The following is a 17,973-nucleotide window of genomic DNA, read 5'->3' as shown; positions in this document are numbered from 1 at the left end:
TAACCCGCAAGGGTCAATAATGAAGGAACGAGTCGTTGATCGACAAAATGCTATTTCCTGACCTTTAAGTCAGAAAATCATTGACCGCAAAGTCAGACCTGATAAATTCGGTCCAAGTCGGTTAACAACAATAATGAGTCTGCGAGGCCTTCCGTGATCCAGTTTTTACTTAACCAGGAACTCCGTAGCGAGCACGCCCTGGACCCAAACCTGACCGTGCTCAATTATCTGCGCGACCATGTGGGCAAACCCGGCACCAAAGAAGGCTGCGCCAGCGGTGACTGCGGCGCGTGCACCGTGGTGGTCGGCGAGTTGCAATCGGATGACGATGGCCGCGAACACATTCGCTATCGCAGCCTCAACTCGTGCCTGACGTTCGTTTCGTCGCTGCATGGCAAACAACTGATCAGCGTCGAAGACCTCAAGCACCAAGGCGAACTGCACAGCGTGCAGAAAGCCATGGTCGAATGCCACGGCTCGCAATGCGGCTTCTGCACCCCCGGTTTCGTGATGTCGCTGTTCGCGCTGCAAAAGAACAGCGAACAACCGGATTCGCATAAAGCGCACGAAGCACTGGCCGGCAACCTCTGCCGTTGCACCGGCTATCGGCCGATTCTGCAAGCCGCCGAGCAATCCTGCTGCGGCAAGCAACCCGATCAATTCGACGCTCGCGAAGCCGAGACCATTGCGCGCCTGAAAGCCATCGCGCCGACCGATATCGGCGAACTCAACAGCGGCGACAAGCGCTGCCTGGTGCCGCTGACCGTCGCCGATCTGGCCGACCTCTACGACGCTTATCCACAGGCCCGGCTGCTGGCCGGCGGCACGGACCTGGCGCTGGAAGTCACGCAGTTCCACCGCACGCTGCCGGTGATGATTTACGTCGGCAACGTCGCCGAGATGAAGCGTATCGAACGCTTTGACGATCGCCTGGAAATCGGCGCCGCCACCGCCCTCTCCGATTGCTATGAAGCCTTGAACGCCGAGTACCCGGACTTCGGCGAATTGCTGCATCGTTTCGCTTCGTTGCAGATCCGCAACCAGGGCACCCTCGGCGGCAACATTGGCAACGCCTCGCCGATCGGTGACTCGCCACCGCTGCTGATCGCCTTGGGCGCGCAGATTGTGCTGTGCAAGGGCGAAACCCGCCGCACCCTGGCCCTGGAAGATTACTTCATCGATTACCGCGTCACGGCGCGTCAGGAAAGCGAGTTCATCGAGAAGATCATCGTGCCGCGTGCCAGCGCCGAACAACTGTTCCGTGCGTACAAGGTTTCCAAGCGTCTGGACGATGACATTTCCGCCGTTTGCGCCGCCTTCAACATCCGCCTGGAAAACGGTGTGATCGCCGATGCACGCGTTGCCTTCGGTGGCATGGCTGCCATCCCGAAACGCGCCGCCAACTGCGAAGCCGTGTTACTCCGTTCACCGTTCAACAACGCCACCGTCGAACGCGCCTGCGCCGCACTGGCCGAAGATTTCACGCCGCTCTCGGACTTCCGCGCCAGCAAGGAATACCGCCTGCTCAGCGCGCAAAACCTGCTGCGCAAATACTTCATTGAACTGCAAACGCCGCACATCGAGACTCGGGTGACCGCTTATGTCTAATCATCACGCTGTAGAGAAGACCCAAGCCGAACTGGCTGAACTGTTCGCCAAGGACCTGACCACCGGCGTCGGCCGCAGCGTCAAGCACGACAGCGCCGCCAAGCATGTGTCCGGTGAGGCGCAGTACATCGACGACCGTCTGGAATTTCCGAACCAGCTGCACGTTTACGCACGGCTGTCGGACCGCGCCCACGCGAAAATCATCAGCATCGACACCAAGCCTTGCTACGCCTTTGAAGGCGTGCGCATCGCCATCACCCACGAAGACGTTCCGGGGCTGAAAGACATCGGCCCGCTGATGCCCGGTGATCCGTTGCTGGCCATAGACACGGTGCAGTTCGTCGGTCAGGTCGTCATGGCCGTGGCCGCCCGCGACCTGGAGACCGCACGCAAAGCTGCCATGGCCGCGGTGATCGAATACGAAGACCTGGAACCGGTGCTGGACGTGGTCGAGGCCTTTCGCAAAAAGCATTTCGTGCTGGACAGTCACACCCATGAACGCGGTGATTCAGCGGGCGCGTTGACGACAGCGAAAAATCGTATCCAGGGCACGCTGCACATTGGCGGCCAGGAGCACTTCTACCTCGAAACGCAGATCTCGTCGGTGATGCCCACTGAAGACGGCGGGATGATCGTCTACTGCTCCACGCAAAACCCCACCGAAGTACAGAAACTGGTGGCGGAAGTGCTGGACGTGTCGATGAACAAAATCGTCGTCGACATGCGCCGCATGGGTGGTGGTTTTGGTGGTAAGGAAACCCAGGCAGCGAGCCCGGCCTGCCTGTGCGCGGTGATTGCGCACCTGACCGGCCAACCGACCAAAATGCGCTTGCCGCGTGTCGAAGACATGCTGATGACCGGCAAGCGTCACCCGTTCTATGTCGAGTACGACGTGGGCTTTGACGACAGCGGGCGCCTGCACGGCATCCAGCTGGAACTGGCGGGTAACTGCGGCTGCTCGCCGGACCTGTCGAACTCGATTGTCGACCGTGCGATGTTCCACGCCGACAACTCGTACTACCTCGGCGATGCGACGATCAACGGTCATCGCTGCAAGACCAACACCGCGTCGAACACCGCTTACCGTGGCTTCGGCGGCCCGCAAGGCATGGTCGCGATCGAAGAGGTGATGGACGCGATTGCCCGGCATCTGGCCCTCGACCCGCTGGCGGTGCGCAAGGCCAACTACTACGGCAAGACCGAGCGCAACGTCACCCATTACTACCAGACCGTCGAGCACAACATGCTCGAGGAAATGACCGCCGAACTGGAAGAAAGCAGCCAGTACGCCGAGCGCCGCGAAGCGATTCGCCGCTACAACGCCAACAGCCCGATCCTGAAAAAAGGCCTGGCGCTGACCCCGGTGAAATTCGGTATTTCCTTCACCGCCAGTTTCCTCAACCAGGCCGGTGCGCTGGTGCACGTCTACACCGACGGCAGCATCCACCTGAACCACGGTGGCACGGAAATGGGCCAGGGCTTGAACACCAAAGTCGCGCAGGTCGTGGCCGAAGTGTTCCAGGTGGAAATGGACCGCGTGCAGATCACCGCGACCAACACCGACAAGGTGCCGAACACCTCGCCGACCGCCGCCTCCAGCGGTGCCGACCTGAACGGTAAAGCCGCGCAAAACGCGGCGGAAATCATCAAGAAACGCCTGGTGGAATTTGCTGCGCGCCAGTACAAGGTCAGCGAAGAAGACGTGGAATTCCACAACGGTCACGTACGGGTTCGCGATCACATCCTGACGTTCGAAGCGCTGATTCAGCAGGCGTATTTCGCTCAGGTGTCGCTGTCGAGCACCGGCTTCTACAAGACCCCGAAAATCTTCTACGACCGCAGCCAGGCACGTGGTCGGCCGTTCTACTACTACGCGTTCGGCGCGGCGTGCTGCGAAGTGATCGTCGATACGCTGACCGGCGAGTACAAAATGCTGCGCACCGACATTCTCCACGACGTCGGCGCCTCGCTGAACCCGGCCATCGACATCGGTCAGGTCGAGGGCGGTTTCATCCAGGGCATGGGCTGGCTGACCATGGAAGAACTGGTCTGGAATGCCAAGGGCAAACTGATGACCAACGGCCCGGCGAGCTACAAGATTCCGGCGGTGGCCGACATGCCGCTGGACCTGCGGGTGAAGCTGGTGGAAAACCGCAAGAACCCGGAAGACACGGTGTTCCATTCCAAGGCTGTGGGCGAGCCGCCGTTCATGCTCGGCATCGCGTCGTGGTGTGCGATCAAGGACGCCGTGGCGAGTCTGGGCGATTACAAACATCAACCGAAAATCGATGCGCCGGCGACGCCGGAGCGGGTGTTGTGGGGCTGTGAGCAGATGCGGCAGTTGAAGGCGGCGAAGGCCGTTGAAACCGAAACCGAGTTGGCTTCGCTCTAAGACCGAGGCGCGGCCAATCGCTAGCAGGCTAGCTCCCACAGGGGAATGCGATCAACTGTGGGAGCTAGCCTGCTAGCGATTAGGCCCGGATAGACAACAGAAATGTTGAGGTGAATATGTACAACTGGATCGACGCCCTCGCCGACCTGCAAAACCGCGGTGAACCCTGCGTGTTGGTGACCATCATCGAAGAGCTCGGCTCGACGCCGCGCAATGCCGGTTCGAAAATGGTCATCAGCGCCAGCCAGACCTTCGACACCATCGGTGGCGGGCATCTGGAATACAAGGCCATGCAGATCGGCCGCGAAATGCTCGCCAGCGGCAAACAGGACACGCACCTGGAGCGCTTCAGCCTCGGCGCCAGCCTCGGCCAGTGCTGCGGCGGAGTGACCGTGCTGCTGTTCGAACCGATGGGCCAGGTCCAGGCGCAGATCGCCGTGTTCGGCGCCGGCCATGTCGGTCGCGCACTGGTGCCGCTGCTCGCCAGCCTGCCCTGCCGGGTGCGCTGGATCGACTCGCGGGAAGATGAATTCCCTGAACAGATCCCCCACGGCGTACGCAAAATCGTCGCCGAAGAGCCGGTGGATGAAATCGACGACCTGCCCGCCGGCAGCTACTGCATCGTCATGACCCACAATCATCAGCTCGACCTTGAACTCACCGCTGCGATCCTCAAGCGCAACGACTTCGCCTACTTCGGCCTGATCGGTTCGAAAACCAAACGGGTGAAGTTCGAACACCGCCTGCGCGACCGTGGTTTTGACAGCAGCGTGCTGCAACGCATGCGCTGCCCGATGGGCATCGGCGAAGTCAAAGGCAAATTGCCTGTGGAAATCGCCATCTCCATCGCCGGCGAAATCATCGCCACCTATAACGCGAATTTCGGCCAGCACACCGCCAGCGCCGGATCGTCGATTGCCAAACTGCTGCCTGCTTCACGCCGCAGCCAAGCCTCTAATTGAGAACGCCCATGCCTCTGACTCGCAAAGCCTACCGCGCCGCCATCCTGCACAGCATCGCCGACCCCGCCGAAGTGGGTATCGAAGCCTCGTACGAGTATTTCGAAGACGGTTTGCTGGTGGTCGATAACGGCCAGATCAGCGCCCTCGGTCACGCCAGCGAATTGCTGCCAACCCTGCCCGCCGATATCGAGATCACTCATTATCAGGACGCGCTGATCACTCCCGGTTTCATCGACACCCACATCCATTTGCCGCAAACCGGCATGGTCGGCGCCTACGGCGAGCAGTTGCTGGACTGGCTCAACACTTACACCTTCCCGTGTGAAAGCCAGTTCGCCGACAAGGCTCACGCCGACGAAGTCGCGGACATTTTCATCAAGGAACTGCTGCGCAACGGCACCACCACCGCGCTGGTGTTCGGCAGCGTGCACCCGCAATCGGTGAATTCGTTCTTCGAAGCGGCTGAACAGCTGGACCTGCGGATGATCGCCGGCAAGGTGATGATGGACCGCAACGCGCCGGACTACCTGACCGACACCGCCGAATCCAGCTACGTCGAAAGCAAGGCGCTGATCGAGCGCTGGCACGGCAAGGGTCGCTTGCACTACGCCGTCACGCCGCGTTTCGCCCCGACCAGCACCCCGGAACAACTGACCCTCGCCGGTCAGTTGCTGAGTGAATATCCGGACCTGTACATGCAGACCCACATCAGCGAAAACCTCAAGGAAATCGAGTGGGTCAAGGAACTGTTCCCGGAGCGCAAAGGCTACCTGGACGTCTACGATCACTACCAGTTGCTCGGCGAGCGCTCGGTCTTCGCCCACGGTGTGCACCTGTGCGATGACGAATGCGCGCGATTGGCAGAAACCGGCTCGGCCATCTCGTTCTGCCCGACTTCGAACTTCTTCCTCGGCAGCGGCCTGTTCAACCTGCCGATGGCCGAGAAGCACAAACTCAATGTCGGCATCGGCACCGATGTGGGTGGCGGCACCAGTTTCTCGCTGCTGCAAACGTTGAACGAGGCGTACAAGGTCATGCAACTGCAAGGGGCGCGACTGAGCCCGTTCAAATCGTTGTACCTGGCGACGCTGGGCGGCGCACGGGCACTGCGGTTGGAAGACAAGATCGGCACACTGCAACCGGGCACCGACGCGGACTTCCTGGTGCTGGATTACAACGCCACGCCGTTGCTGAGCTACCGCTTGAAGCAGGCGAACAACATTGCCGAGACGTTGTTTGTGTTGATGACGCTGGGGGATGACCGGACGGTGTTGCAGACGTATGCGGCGGGGAATCAGGTGCATCAGCGCTAAGGTTTTTCGGGCATAAAAAATCCCCCGCAATCGATGGTTGCGGGGGATTTTTATTGGCCTTGAGGTCGCCTTCGCGGGCAAGCCTCGCTCCTACAGGTACAGCGTAAACCCCGTAGGAGCGAGGCTTGCCCGCGAAGGCAGCGACTCGGTCTATCAGATTTTCGCTGGCGAACGCCCTGGCTTCTTGGTCTGCAACAAATGCGAGAACACCGCGTGCAAATCATCCGACGCGCTTTCTTCGTCGAGGTTGAGTTTGCTGTCGATGTGGTCCATGTGATGCATCATCAGGTTCACCGCCAGCTCACCGTTGCGCGCTTCGATCGCGTCGATCAGTTGGGTGTGTTCGTCATAGGAACAGTGCGAACGGTTACCGCTTTCGTACTGCGCAATGATCAACGAAGTCTGGGACACCAGGCTGCGCTGGAAGCTGATCAGCGGTGCATTCTTCGCCGCTTCGGCCAGTTTCAGGTGGAATTCGCCCGACAGACGAATGCCGGCACCGCGATCGCCACGGGAGAAGCTGTCGCGCTCGTCGTTGACCATCTGCCGCAACTCGGCGATCTGCTCGGCGGTGGCGTGCTGCACGGCCAGTTCAGTGATCGCGCGCTCGACCAGACGCCGGGCGAGGAACACCTGGCGCGCTTCCTCGACACTCGGGCTGGCAACCACGGCGCCGCGATTCGGCCGCAACAGCACGACGCCTTCATGGGCCAGGCGCGACAGCGCGCGGCGAATGATGGTGCGACTGACCCCGAAAATTTCCCCCAGCGCTTCTTCGCTCAACTTGGTGCCGGGCGCCAGGCGCTGTTCGAGGATGGCCTCGAAGATATGCGCGTAGACAATATCGTCCTGGGTACCGCTGCGGCCGGCTTTGCCTGCTCGCGGTTGTTTCTTGAGGGGTTGCAACTGTTCGTTCATGGGCACTCGAGTCGGGAGAACTGCGGCGAATTGACCGTGACTGTAATACGGCACAGTGGGTCGCTGGCAAGTATCGCGTAAAAAACACCGCGATTGTACACAATGGATGGTGGCAACACGACTGTACGGCTGTTTGTCGCCTTTGCTGTATCGCAACGATTGCTTACGTTTGAGTTTAGGCTTATCCGCAGAATCCGCAGCGAATACGACCCCCTGTAGGAGCGAGGCTTGCCCGCGAAGGCTTCGTGTCAGTTGACATCAATGTTGAATGACACGAAGCCTTCGCGGGCAAGCCTCGCTCCTACAAGGGGATTGTGTTGCTTTGGGTATTTTCGTACGTATTAAGGAACACCGTTGTCATGAACGACGCCACGCACACGCAGCTCCGCCCATTCGCGGACACGTCCCCTTCCGCCATCGTCGCCGGGTTCATCGCGATGATGACCGGCTACACCAGCTCCCTGGTGCTGATGTTCCAGGCCGGGCAAGCGGCAGGCCTGAGCAGCGGGCAGATTTCGTCGTGGATCTGGGCGATTTCCATTGGCATGGCGGTGTGTTCGATTGGCCTGTCCCTGCGTTATCGCACGCCGATCACCATCGCGTGGTCGACACCCGGCGCGGCGTTGCTGATCACCAGCCTGGGCGGTGTGAGTTACGGCGAAGCCATTGGCGCCTACATGACCTGCGCGGTGCTGGTCACCATCTGTGGCTTGACCGGCAGCTTCGAACGCCTGGTGAAGAAGATTCCAGCCTCATTGGCCGCCGCGTTGCTGGCCGGGATTCTGTTCAAGATCGGCAGCGAAATCTTCGTCGCCGCCCAACATCGCACCGCGCTGGTGCTGGGGATGTTTTTCACCTACCTGGTGGTCAAGCGCCTGTCGCCGCGCTACGCGGTACTCGCTGCGCTGCTGATCGGTACAGCGCTGTCAGGGTTCATGGGTCTGCTGGATTTCAGCGCGTTTCACCTGGAAGTGGCGACGCCGGTCTGGACCACGCCGCACTTCTCCCTGGCCGCGACCATCAGCATCGGCATTCCGCTGTTCGTGGTGGCGATGACCTCGCAGAACATGCCAGGCATTGCGGTGCTGCGCGCCGACGGCTACACCGTGCCGGCCTCGCCGCTGATTACTACGACGGGCATCGCCTCGCTGCTGCTGGCGCCGTTCGGTTCCCACGGGATCAACCTGGCCGCCATCAGCGCGGCGATCTGCACCGGGCCGCATGCCCACGAAGACCGCAACAAGCGTTACACGGCCGCCGTGTGGTGCGGGGTTTTCTACGGGATCGCCGGGGTATTCGGCGCGACGCTGGCGGCGCTGTTTGCCGCGCTGCCCAAAGAACTGGTGCTGTCGATTGCGGCACTGGCGTTGTTCGGCTCGATCATCAATGGCTTGAGCATTGCCATGGCCGAAGTGAAGGAGCGCGAAGCGGCGCTGATCACCTTTATGGTCACGGCGTCGGGGTTGACGCTGTTTTCCGTGGGTTCGGCGTTCTGGGGGATTGTGGCGGGGGTGTTGACGCTGGTGATTCTGAATTGGCGCAAGGCCTGAGGGCCCCTTCGCGGGCAAGCCTCGCTCCTACAGGTACAGCGCAAAGCCCTTGTAGGAGCGAGGCTTGCCCGCGAAGGCATTCCCGAGATCGCCATGGCTGCCAAGCCATGCACCATCAAAAAGCAGGCATAAAAAAACGGCGACCCTTGGGTCGCCGCTTCTTTTATGACATCAAGCTACCGGATTGATCGGCTTTTCCGGGTACCAGACGTCGATCAGCGGGCTGACGGTAACTTCAGTCAGTTCGCTGCGGCCTTTGAGCCAGGCTTCAACAGCTGCACGCTGCTCTTCGGACACCGAGCCACGTTTCTGCAGGCAAACCAGACCGAAGTCGTCGCCGCCAACATAGCCCAGACCGTTGGCTTCCATGGCTTCTTTCAGGAACGCGTCGAGGAAAGCATCAATGGCTTCATCAGCCAAATCTTCTTTGAAATCCAGGTTCAGCTCGAAACCCAGCTCTTGAAATTCATCGACGCACAGTTTTTTGCGCAGACGCTGGGAACGGTTAGTCGCCATTGGAACAATCCTCATAAGTAATAACGGGCGGCACTTTAGCAGTTTAAGCCGCCAATTGCCCGACTCTCTGGGCGCAACGCGTTACCGCCGGTAAAAAAATAGCGGATTAGAAGGCGCGGGCACGGCACAAGCCGCTACACCTTGGGGCATAATGCCGACACTTTCATGACCACTGAGGGAAATTATCTTCATGCCCTCGTCTTTTTTCCCCTCGGCTGTAGGGTTTTATTTCAGATGATCAAATCTTTGCGTCCACTGCTGCTGGCCAGTCTTCTTCTCCCGCTGGCCCTCCCCGTTTCCGCCGCCACCATCAACACCGCGCTGTCGCCCAATGTCGAAAAAGCCCTCAAGGCCAGCAAGCTGCAGGACAACGCCCTGTCGCTGGTGATGATCCCGCTCAACGGCCCTGGCACCCCGACCATTTTCAACGCTGACGTCTCGGTCAACCCGGCGTCCACCATGAAACTGGTGACCACCTATGCGGCGCTGGAAATGCTCGGCCCGAACCACCAGTGGAAAACCGAGTTCTACACCGACGGCACCCTCAGCGGCGGCATTCTCAACGGCAACCTCTACCTCAAGGGTGGCGGCGATCCGAAGCTGAACATGGAAAAACTCTGGCTGCTGATGCGCGATCTGCGGGCCAACGGCGTGACACAAGTCACCGGCGACCTGGTGCTGGATCGTGGCTTCTTCGTGCAACCGCAACTGCCGGAGTTCAACGATGACGGCAATGACGAGAACAAACCGTTCCTGGTCAAACCCGATTCGCTGCTGGTCAACCTCAAGGCCCTGCGCTTCGTCGCGCGCAACGACAATGGCCGTGTGCTGATCTCGGTAGAGCCGCCGATTGCCAGCATCCGCATCGAAAACCAGGTCAAGGCCGTCAACGGCAAGCAATGCACCGGTGGCGTGCGTTACAACCCGGTAACCCAGGCCGACGGCAGCGTCACCGTGACCGTCGGCGGGCAGTTGGGCGAAGGCTGCAGCTCGCAGACTTACCTGTCGCTGCTCGACCACGCGACGTACACCGCCGGTGCCGTCCGGGCGATCTGGAAGGAACTGGGCGGCAGCATTCAGGGCAAGGACGTTCTGGCGGCCACGCCGAAAGACGCCAAGGTCCTGGCTCGCGCCTTCTCGCCGGACCTGGCGGAAGTCATCCGCGACATCAATAAATACAGTAACAACACCATGGCGCAGCAACTGTTCCTGAGCCTGGGCCAGAAATTCCGCACCGACGCCGACGCCGATGACGCCAAAGCGGCCCAGCGCGTGGTGCGTCAGTGGCTGGCGAAGAAAGGCATTACCGCGCCGCACCTGGTGATGGAAAACGGTTCCGGCCTGTCCCGCGCAGAACGCGTGAGCGCCCGTGAAATGGCGGCGATGCTGCAAGCCGCATGGCATAGCCCGTACGCTGCCGAGTTCATCAGTTCGATGCCGATTGCCGGCACCGACGGCACCATGCGCAAACGCCTGAAGACCACCGCGATGCGCGGCGAAGCCCACGTCAAGACCGGCACCCTGAATACCGTGCGCGCGATCTCCGGCTTCAGCCGCGACGTCAATGGCAACACCTGGGCGGTGGTGGCGATCCTCAACGACAAGGCCCCGTTTGGCGCATCGTCGGTTCTGGATCAGGTGCTGCTGGACCTGTATCGCCAACCGAAACTGCCTGATACCGCTTCAGTGTTGTAAGCACACCTCAAATCCAATGTGGGAGCTAGCCTGCTAGCGATAGCGGTGTGTCAGTCGGCACATCTATTGACTGACACACCGCTATCGCTAGCAGGCTAGCTCCCACAGGGGGTTGTGTGTAGCCCCGACTTAACCCAACTCGCCCTGAACCCGATCCCGTCCCGCCTGTTTCGCCGCATACACCCCCGAGTCCGCCCGCAGCAGCAACGCATCCGCGCCCTCGTCGACACGCCAACTGGCAATGCCGAAACTCGCTGTGACGACCCCGACATCGTCGATCGGTGAACTGCGCAAGCCCTGCCACAACTCCAGCGCCAGCCCATAGGCTTGTTCGCCATCGATGTCCGGGCAGAGCACCATGAACTCTTCACCGCCCAGGCGACAGAACACATCGGTGCGACGCAGGCGATTGCCGATGCGCTCGCACACCGCCTGCAACACCCGATCGCCCACGGCGTGGCCATGCTGGTCATTGATGCGTTTGAAATGGTCGATGTCGAGCATGATCACCGACAACTCGCCGCCACCGCGCTCCACACGAACCATCTCGGTGGTCAGGCGCTCCTGGAAGTAGCGACGGTTGTGGATCCCGGTCAGCGAGTCGGTGATCGACAGCGCCCGCAGCTCTTCTTCGACGCGCTTGAGGTCGGAGATGTCCGAGATATAGCCATGCCAGAGCACGCCGCCGCCGGGCAGTTCCTCCGGGGTCGCTTCGCCACGGACCCAGCGCACCCCCCGCGTCGGCAACTGCACGCGGTACTCTTCGCGCCACGGGCTGAGCGTGTCCGCCGACGCCCGGATCGAAGCGCGGACCCGGGTGGTGTCCTGGGGGTGAATCCGGGTGAAAATCGCTTCGGCATTGAGCAGCAAGACATCCGGCTCGAGTTCGTAGATATCGCGGATGCCGTCGCTGGCGTAGATCACACTGAAGCGCCCGTCGAATTCCATCTTGAACTGGTAAATCCCGCCGGGCACATGGGCGCTGAGTTTCTTCAAGAGCAAATCCCGTGCGGCGAGCGCTTCATACACGCGCTTGCGCTCGGTGACGTCGATGCAGATCGCCAGGTGCCCGACCCACAAACCTTGCTCGTCGAGCACTGGGGTCGCCAGCATGTTCACCGTCAACTGGCTGCCATCGCCACGCACCAGCGTCCACTCCCGCGCCTCGTGACCGCCCTCCTCGCCGCCCTCGACCAACATCGCCTGGCAGGTCGGAATCGGTTTGCCATAACGAGCACTCAACTCGGCCGAACGCGCGGCAAGTTCCCGGGGCAGGTGCAGGTTTTCCAGGGTCATGTGCCCCACCACTTCCACGCTTGAGTAGCCGAGCATCTGCTCCGCCCCGGCGTTGAACGTGCTGATGACGCCGCGCAGGTCGGTGGCGATGATCGCGACCTGGGTCGCGGCATTCAACACGCCACGCAGTTGACCATGGGTACCGCGCAGCTCCTGCTCACGGGCGCGCAACTCCTGGGTCCGCTGCTCGACCATTTTCAGCGCGCGTTGCCGCTGACTGACCAACACATAAAGCAGCGAGCTGAGCAGCAGACTGAGCAAACCACCCAGCACCACCAGGCTGGTGACCGAAGAGTGGTTGGCTTGCAGGAAGGCCTCGCTGGGCTGGATGTCGACCTGATAGTCATGGTCGGCCAGCCGCAGCAGCCGGGTCGCGGACAACTCACTGACGGCAGGGCCGTTGGGCGATTCGTAAAGCACTTCGTGCTGTTCTTCGATGGACAGGTCGAGGATTCGCACTGACAGATAATCACGGCCCGCTTCCGGCAAGCCATCGGCCAGCAACTGCCGCATGCTGATCACCGCCATCACATAACCGTAAGGTTTCGTGTCTGGACTGCTGCGTGGCATGACCGGCGCCACCAGCAACACGCCCCGTGCATAAGCCGGCTCGATAGCGACAAGATGCATCGGCTGCGACACCGCCATCTGGCCATGCTGGTCCGCCCGGTCCAGGGTGGCACGGCGCAGGGGCTGCGCGGCAAGGTCGTAACCCAACGGTGAGCCGAGCTTGCTCTGGGTCTGGCTGTACAGCACCGCGACATACTCATCGCGCTCCGCCGCCAATTGCAGCTGACCGTCGGCATTGAGCTCACGAATGTTGAAATCGGGTACCCCCTCTTTCCGCACCCGACGCTCAAACTCCGCCCGCTCGGCACGGCTGACCCGCAGGGCGAACGAATAGGCCTGAGTCCGGTGCAGCAAAGGTTGGGTGTAACCGTCGAATTCCTCGCGGGCAACCGAATCGGAATTGACAAAGAACCGGCGCAGGCCATCGAGGCGCTGCTCCTGATCTTCGAAGCGTTCTTCGATACGGCTGTAACGTTCACTGGCCAGCAGTTGGAAACGTTGCCGTAATTGTTGGTGAAACAGATTCAGGGTCGACCAGGCGAGCAACCCGGTGAGAACCCCGCCGACGACCAATACAAACAGCGCGACCAGCCAGGCCGAGACGTCTTCACTGATAAAACCCAGGATCTTTGGGCGCACGGCGTGCAACGACATAGAGGCAACTCAAAACGCCAGGTGCCGGAAAAGCCCATTGGCCATGCGATGAGTTATAGCTATTAGCCATCAATTTGACCAGCACTGAAAGAAGCCAAGAGCCTTTAAAAATCAAGGCTCTGTGGATCCAATGCAAAAAACTGTCAACGCGCAGTGATTTTCCAGGCCCGGTGGATCTTGCCGTTGCGGGCGAAGTCCGGATCGATGGTCTGGGTCGTGATCTCCTCGACCGCGTAACGCTCGGTGAGGTTTTCCTCGAGCGCGAACTTGCGGAAGTTGTTGGAGAAGTACAACACGCCACCCGGCGCCAGTCGTGCCATGGCCAGGTCGATCAACTGCACCTGATCGCGCTGCACGTCGAAGATCCCTTCCATGCGCTTGGAGTTGGAGAAGGTCGGCGGGTCGATGAAGATCAGGTCGAACTCGTCACGGCAGGCATCCAGCCAGACCATCACGTCGCTCTGCTCCAGACGGTTCTTGTCGGAGAAACCGTTCAGCGACAGGTTGCGACGCGCCCAGTCGAGGTAGGTTTTCGACAAGTCGACGCTGGTGGTGCTGCGCGCGCCGCCCTTGGCTGCGTGGACGCTGGCCGTCGCGGTGTAGCAATACAGATTGAGGAAGCGCTTGCCGGCCGCCTCTTTCTGAATGCGCATGCGCATTGGCCGGTGGTCGAGGAACAGCCCGGTGTCGAGGTAGTCGGTGAGGTTCACCAGCAGCTTCACGCCGCCTTCGTTGACCTCGACGAACTTGCCTTGCGCCGCCTGGCGTTCGTACTGCTTGGTGCCGCTCTGACGCTCGCGACGCTTGACCACTACGCGGTTCTTGTCGATGTTCAACGCCTGTGGAATGGCTGCCAGTGCATCGAACATGCGCGCCGAGGCTTTTTCCGGGTCGATGGATTTCGGCGCGGCGTATTCCTGGACGTGGACCCAATCCTGATACAGGTCGATGGCCATCGAGTATTCCGGCATGTCGGCATCGTAGACGCGGTAGCAGTCGATGCCTTCACGCTTGACCCACTTGCCCAGCGCCTTGAGGTTCTTTTGCAGACGGTTGGCAAACATCTGCCCGCCTTCGCTCAAACGCGGTTGCTCGATCACCGGAGCGGGTGCCGCGGCCGGTTTGATCGGGTTACCGTTTTTGTTGTACTGGCGTTCCTGCGGCTCGTTCGGTGCCTGATCGTATTCCGCCTGTTCGCGCTCGACCTGACGCTGTTCCGGGGTGCGACGCTCGCCGGTGACGAACTGATCCGGCGTGACCTTGATCAGCAGCAGCTTGCACGGTAACGCGCCGTTCCAGAACGAATACTGTTTGTGGCTGCGGATGCCCATGCGCTTGCCCAGGTCCGGCGCGCCGGTGAACACCGCCGCTTCCCAGTTCAGGCAGGCCTGACGCAGACGCTCGCCGAGGTTCTGGTAGAGATAGAGCAAGCTCGCCTCGTCGCCCAGACGCTCGCCGTACGGTGGGTTGCAGATCACCAGGCCTTTCTGGTTCTGGTCCGGACGCGGCTCGAAGGTGCCGACTTCGCCCTGGTAGATCTTGATCCACTCGCTCAGGCCGGCACGCTCGACGTTGTTGCGACCCGGTTGAATCAGGCGCGGGTCGGCTTCGTAGCCACGAATCCACAGCGGTGGCTTGGCCAGACCGGCCGCAGCGCGCTCGGTGGCTTCTTCGTGAAGCTTTTTCCACAGCGCCGGCACGTGGCCAAGCCACGCGGTGAAACCCCACTGTTCGCGACGCAGGTTCGGTGCCATATCGGCGGCGATCATCGCCGCTTCGACGAGGAACGTACCGACGCCGCACATCGGGTCAGCCAGCGCGCCGCCGTCGGCAGCAATGCGCGGCCAGCCGGAACGGATCAGGATGGCGGCCGCGAGGTTTTCCTTCAGCGGCGCCGCGCCTTGCTGCAGGCGGTAACCGCGCTGGTGCAGGCTGTGGCCGGAGAGGTCGAGGGACAGGATCGCTTCGCCACGGTCCAGGCGCAGGTGAATGCGCAGGTCAGGGTTGAGTTTGTCGATGGACGGACGGTCGCCCTGCGGGGTACGCAGTTTGTCGACGATGGCGTCTTTGACTTTCAGGGCGCCGAAGTGCGTGTTATCGATGCCCGAACCGTGACCGCTGAACTCGACGGCCAGGGTGCCGTCGTTGAGCATGTGGTCTTGCCACTCGATATCGAGCACGCCGTGATACAGGTCTTCGGCGTCCTTCATCGGGAAACGCTTGAGCACCAGCAGCACCCGGTTCGCCAGACGCGACCACAGGCACAGGCGATAAGCGGTTTCCATGGTCGCCATGCCGCGCACGGCAGAGGTGTGCTCACGCGCTTCTTCAAGGCCAAGCCCGACGGCTTCCTCGATGAGCAGGCCTTCGAGGCCTTTGGGGCAAGTGAGGAAGATTTCGAATTGATCGGACATTGGAATTTCAGAGCCTTTGGCTAAGTGAACCGACAACGCATTGCCGGCCCGGTTTTCAATCAGGCGCTTTTCTAAAAGAGCGCCCGCGTGGCACGAAGGTGTGCCGTCCCACCCGTGCTGCTCAGGTTAGAAGAGCTTAGATGCACGGGCAGATAAAAAAGTTGATGCAACAAAATGTCATAACTCGACCCTTCGTCGAATAATGCCCGAGACCAACGCGAGGCATTCTCACTAAAGGATTAACCCCATCATCCTGCGGGGGGCCGATCATACAGGGCTTTGGCTAATAAACACGGGACAAACATCGTGTTACTTATGGCCATAGCATCTTTATGGTTACGTCCTTATGACAAAACGATCATTCCCTCGATGTGACGCATTGGTTAGAACTCAATACAGGTTGGCGCCACAACGGACGTCAACACCTTGGCTCGCCACGCCGGCAGCGAGCCCCCCAACGGCAGACATTTCTGCCAGACCTCGATTGAGGTCAACGCGATACATACAGTCAACAAGTGAGGGCAACACCCTATGAGAAGACTTAAGCGTGATCCGTTGGAAAGAGCATTTTTGCGCGGATATCAATATGGCGTTGGTGGCAAATCCCGTGAGCTTTGCCCATTTACTCTACCGTCAGTACGCCAAGCCTGGATTAACGGCTGGCGAGAAGGACGCGGCGACAACTGGGACGGTATGACCGGCACTGCGGGAATCCATAGACTCAACGAACTTCACGCCGTCGGCTAACACAGGGCACACACTCCGACACGACAACCTGATTACGTAACGACTTACCACGCACGCCCCATCCGGGCGGCGGGCTTCGGCCCAGGGGCTCCTTCAAGGGGCCCTTTTTTATGCCTGCAGTTTGGCCAAACACGCCCCCTGTAGGAGCACGGCTTGCCGGCGAAGGCGATTTTGAGGACGCCTTCGCTGGCAAGCCATGCTCCTACAGGATTTACGCAAGGCGGCGAGCCAGCCCTACAGGGTTTAGCGCAGGGCGGCGATGGCGTCCACGGACTCGCGAATCAGCGCCGGGCCTTTGTAGATGAAGCCGGAATAGAGCTGCACCAGGCTCGCACCCGCCGCGATTTTCTCGGCGGCATGCTTGCCTTCGGTGATGCCGCCCACGGCGATGATCGGCAAACGACCCGCCAACTCGGCCGCCAGCACCTTCACGGTGTGGGTGCTCTTGTCACGAACCGGCGCCCCGGACAGACCGCCCGCCTCGTCACCGTATTCCATGCCTTCGACGCCAACGCGGCTCAGAGTGGTGTTGGTGGCGATCACCGCGTCCATCCCGGTTTCGATCAGCGCTTGAGCGACTTGCGCGGTTTCTTCGTCGGTCATGTCCGGTGCGATCTTGATCGCCAACGGAACATGTTTACCGTGACGCAACGCCAGCTCGGCACGACGAGTCGCCAGGTCAGCCAGCAATTGCTTGAGCGAATCACCGAACTGCAGGCTGCGCAGGCCTGGGGTGTTCGGCGAGCTGACGTTGACCGTCACATAGCTGGCGTGGGCGTAGACCTTGTCCAGGCAGATCAGGTAATCGTCGACCGCACGCTCGACCGGGGTATCGAAGTTCTTGCCGATGTTGATGCCCAGCACGCCCTTGTACTTGGCCGCAGCCACGCGGGCCAGCAGGTGATCGACGCCGAGGTTGTTGAAGCCCATGCGGTTGATGATCGCCTCAGCTTCCGGCAAACGGAAAATCCGTGGTTTCGGATTGCCCGGCTGTGGACGCGGCGTGATGGTGCCGATTTCGACAAAACCAAAACCCAACTGGGCAAAACCGTCGATGGCCGCGCCGTTCTTGTCCAGACCGGCCGCCAGACCCACGGGGTTCGGGAAGTCCAGGCCCATGACGCTCACCGGCATTTTTGCCGGCGCCTTGCACAGCAAGCCGTTGAGGCCCAAACGCCCGCCCGCGCCGATCAGGTCCAGGGACAGATCGTGGGAGGTTTCCGGGGAAAGTTTGAACAACAGCTGACGGGCCAGGGTGTACATGGGCGACGTTGACTCGAATGGCGGCGAAATGAGGCGGCGATTATAGCCGGGCATCGGGGTCGCAAGCGAGGCGCG

Annotated in this window: 12 protein-coding genes; 7 read left to right on the top strand and 5 right to left on the bottom strand. The window is 60.8% G+C overall.

Annotation, left to right across the window (positions count from 1 at the left end; translation table 11 throughout):
* Positions 1-153: 153 nt before the first annotated feature.
* The 4 genes from xdhA to guaD all read left to right on the top strand — a co-directional run bounded on the left by xdhA (position 154) and on the right by guaD (position 6,275).
* Positions 154-1,608, top strand: a complete 1,455-nt coding sequence (gene xdhA, locus IB245_RS01915) for a xanthine dehydrogenase small subunit (protein ID WP_192226242.1) — start codon at positions 154-156, stop codon at positions 1,606-1,608.
* Complete coding sequence (xdhB, locus tag IB245_RS01910; protein ID WP_008037762.1) at positions 1,601-4,000, top strand: xanthine dehydrogenase molybdopterin binding subunit; 2,400 nt, start codon at positions 1,601-1,603, stop codon at positions 3,998-4,000. Before xdhA ends, xdhB begins: the two co-directional genes overlap by 8 nt.
* A 116-nt stretch (positions 4,001-4,116) precedes the next feature.
* Positions 4,117-4,962 carry a xanthine dehydrogenase accessory protein XdhC gene (gene xdhC, locus IB245_RS01905; protein WP_008027370.1) on the top strand — a complete coding sequence of 282 codons (846 nt, stop codon included), beginning with the start codon at positions 4,117-4,119 and terminating at the stop codon, positions 4,960-4,962.
* Positions 4,963-4,970: 8 nt separating this feature from the next.
* On the top strand, positions 4,971-6,275 hold the full coding sequence (guaD, locus tag IB245_RS01900; RefSeq protein WP_192226240.1) for a guanine deaminase: 1,305 nt from the start codon (positions 4,971-4,973) through the stop codon (positions 6,273-6,275).
* Positions 6,276-6,428: 153 nt separating this feature from the next.
* Here guaD and IB245_RS01895 read toward each other — a convergent pair whose 3' ends face one another.
* Positions 6,429-7,193, bottom strand: coding sequence for a GntR family transcriptional regulator (locus tag IB245_RS01895; protein ID WP_008027375.1), 765 nt, complete (start codon positions 7,191-7,193; stop codon positions 6,429-6,431).
* Between the two features lie 359 nt (positions 7,194-7,552).
* Here IB245_RS01895 and IB245_RS01890 point away from each other — a divergent pair, with 359 nt between their 5' ends.
* Positions 7,553-8,743, top strand: a complete 1,191-nt coding sequence (locus IB245_RS01890; RefSeq protein WP_192226238.1) for a benzoate/H(+) symporter BenE family transporter — start codon at positions 7,553-7,555, stop codon at positions 8,741-8,743.
* A gap of 171 nt (positions 8,744-8,914) precedes the next feature.
* Here IB245_RS01890 and IB245_RS01885 read toward each other — a convergent pair whose 3' ends face one another.
* On the bottom strand, positions 8,915-9,259 hold the full coding sequence (locus tag IB245_RS01885) for a YggL family protein (RefSeq protein ID WP_008027379.1): 345 nt from the start codon (positions 9,257-9,259) through the stop codon (positions 8,915-8,917).
* A 234-nt stretch (positions 9,260-9,493) separates the two neighbouring features.
* On the opposite strand from IB245_RS01885, the gene dacB reads away from it, so the two are divergent.
* Positions 9,494-10,954 carry a D-alanyl-D-alanine carboxypeptidase/D-alanyl-D-alanine-endopeptidase gene (gene dacB, locus IB245_RS01880; RefSeq protein WP_192226236.1) on the top strand — a complete coding sequence of 487 codons (1,461 nt, stop codon included), beginning with the start codon at positions 9,494-9,496 and terminating at the stop codon, positions 10,952-10,954.
* Positions 10,955-11,083: 129 nt separating this feature from the next.
* On the opposite strand, the gene IB245_RS01875 is transcribed toward dacB, so the two are convergent.
* Positions 11,084-13,474 carry a GGDEF domain-containing protein gene (locus IB245_RS01875; protein WP_192226234.1) on the bottom strand — a complete coding sequence of 797 codons (2,391 nt, stop codon included), beginning with the start codon at positions 13,472-13,474 and terminating at the stop codon, positions 11,084-11,086.
* 143 nt (positions 13,475-13,617) lie between these two features.
* Entirely contained in the window at positions 13,618-15,888 is a 2,271-nt protein-coding gene (rlmKL, locus tag IB245_RS01870; RefSeq protein ID WP_008027386.1) for a bifunctional 23S rRNA (guanine(2069)-N(7))-methyltransferase RlmK/23S rRNA (guanine(2445)-N(2))-methyltransferase RlmL, read from the bottom strand.
* 531 nt (positions 15,889-16,419) lie between these two features.
* Here rlmKL and rmf point away from each other — a divergent pair.
* On the top strand, positions 16,420-16,635 hold the full coding sequence (gene rmf, locus IB245_RS01865; protein ID WP_003223300.1) for a ribosome modulation factor: 216 nt from the start codon (positions 16,420-16,422) through the stop codon (positions 16,633-16,635).
* Between the two features lie 243 nt (positions 16,636-16,878).
* On the opposite strand, the gene IB245_RS01860 is transcribed toward rmf, so the two are convergent.
* The gene (locus IB245_RS01860) at positions 16,879-17,898 is read right to left on the bottom strand and encodes a quinone-dependent dihydroorotate dehydrogenase (protein WP_032832392.1); all 1,020 of its coding nucleotides are present in this window, start codon (positions 17,896-17,898) and stop codon (positions 16,879-16,881) included.
* Between the last annotated feature and the right edge of the window lie 75 nt (positions 17,899-17,973).

The sequence above is a fragment of the Pseudomonas sp. PDM02 genome (assembly GCF_014852285.1).
Classification (GTDB): Bacteria; Pseudomonadota; Gammaproteobacteria; order Pseudomonadales; family Pseudomonadaceae; genus Aquipseudomonas; species Aquipseudomonas migulae.
The sequence above is the reverse complement of the archived record's forward strand: the minus strand, read 5'-3'. Positions and strand labels throughout refer to the sequence as shown.

Bases quoted from the DNA above. Each gene is read 5' to 3' on its own strand.
- IB245_RS01885 (WP_008027379.1), bottom strand. From the start codon at position 9,259: ATGGCGACTAACCGTTCCCAGCGTCTGCGCAAAAAACTGTGCGTCGAT.
- IB245_RS01875 (WP_192226234.1), bottom strand. From the start codon at position 13,474: ATGTCGTTGCACGCCGTGCGCCCAAAGATCCTGGGTTTTATCAGTGAA.
- rlmKL (WP_008027386.1), bottom strand. From the start codon at position 15,888: ATGTCCGATCAATTCGAAATCTTCCTCACTTGCCCCAAAGGCCTCGAA.
- IB245_RS01895 (WP_008027375.1), bottom strand. From the start codon at position 7,193: ATGAACGAACAGTTGCAACCCCTCAAGAAACAACCGCGAGCAGGCAAA.
- IB245_RS01860 (WP_032832392.1), bottom strand. From the start codon at position 17,898: ATGTACACCCTGGCCCGTCAGCTGTTGTTCAAACTTTCCCCGGAAACC.
- rmf (WP_003223300.1), top strand. From the start codon at position 16,420: ATGAGAAGACTTAAGCGTGATCCGTTGGAAAGAGCATTTTTGCGCGGA.
- xdhB (WP_008037762.1), top strand. From the start codon at position 1,601: ATGTCTAATCATCACGCTGTAGAGAAGACCCAAGCCGAACTGGCTGAA.
- xdhC (WP_008027370.1), top strand. From the start codon at position 4,117: ATGTACAACTGGATCGACGCCCTCGCCGACCTGCAAAACCGCGGTGAA.
- dacB (WP_192226236.1), top strand. From the start codon at position 9,494: ATGATCAAATCTTTGCGTCCACTGCTGCTGGCCAGTCTTCTTCTCCCG.
- IB245_RS01890 (WP_192226238.1), top strand. From the start codon at position 7,553: ATGAACGACGCCACGCACACGCAGCTCCGCCCATTCGCGGACACGTCC.
- guaD (WP_192226240.1), top strand. From the start codon at position 4,971: ATGCCTCTGACTCGCAAAGCCTACCGCGCCGCCATCCTGCACAGCATC.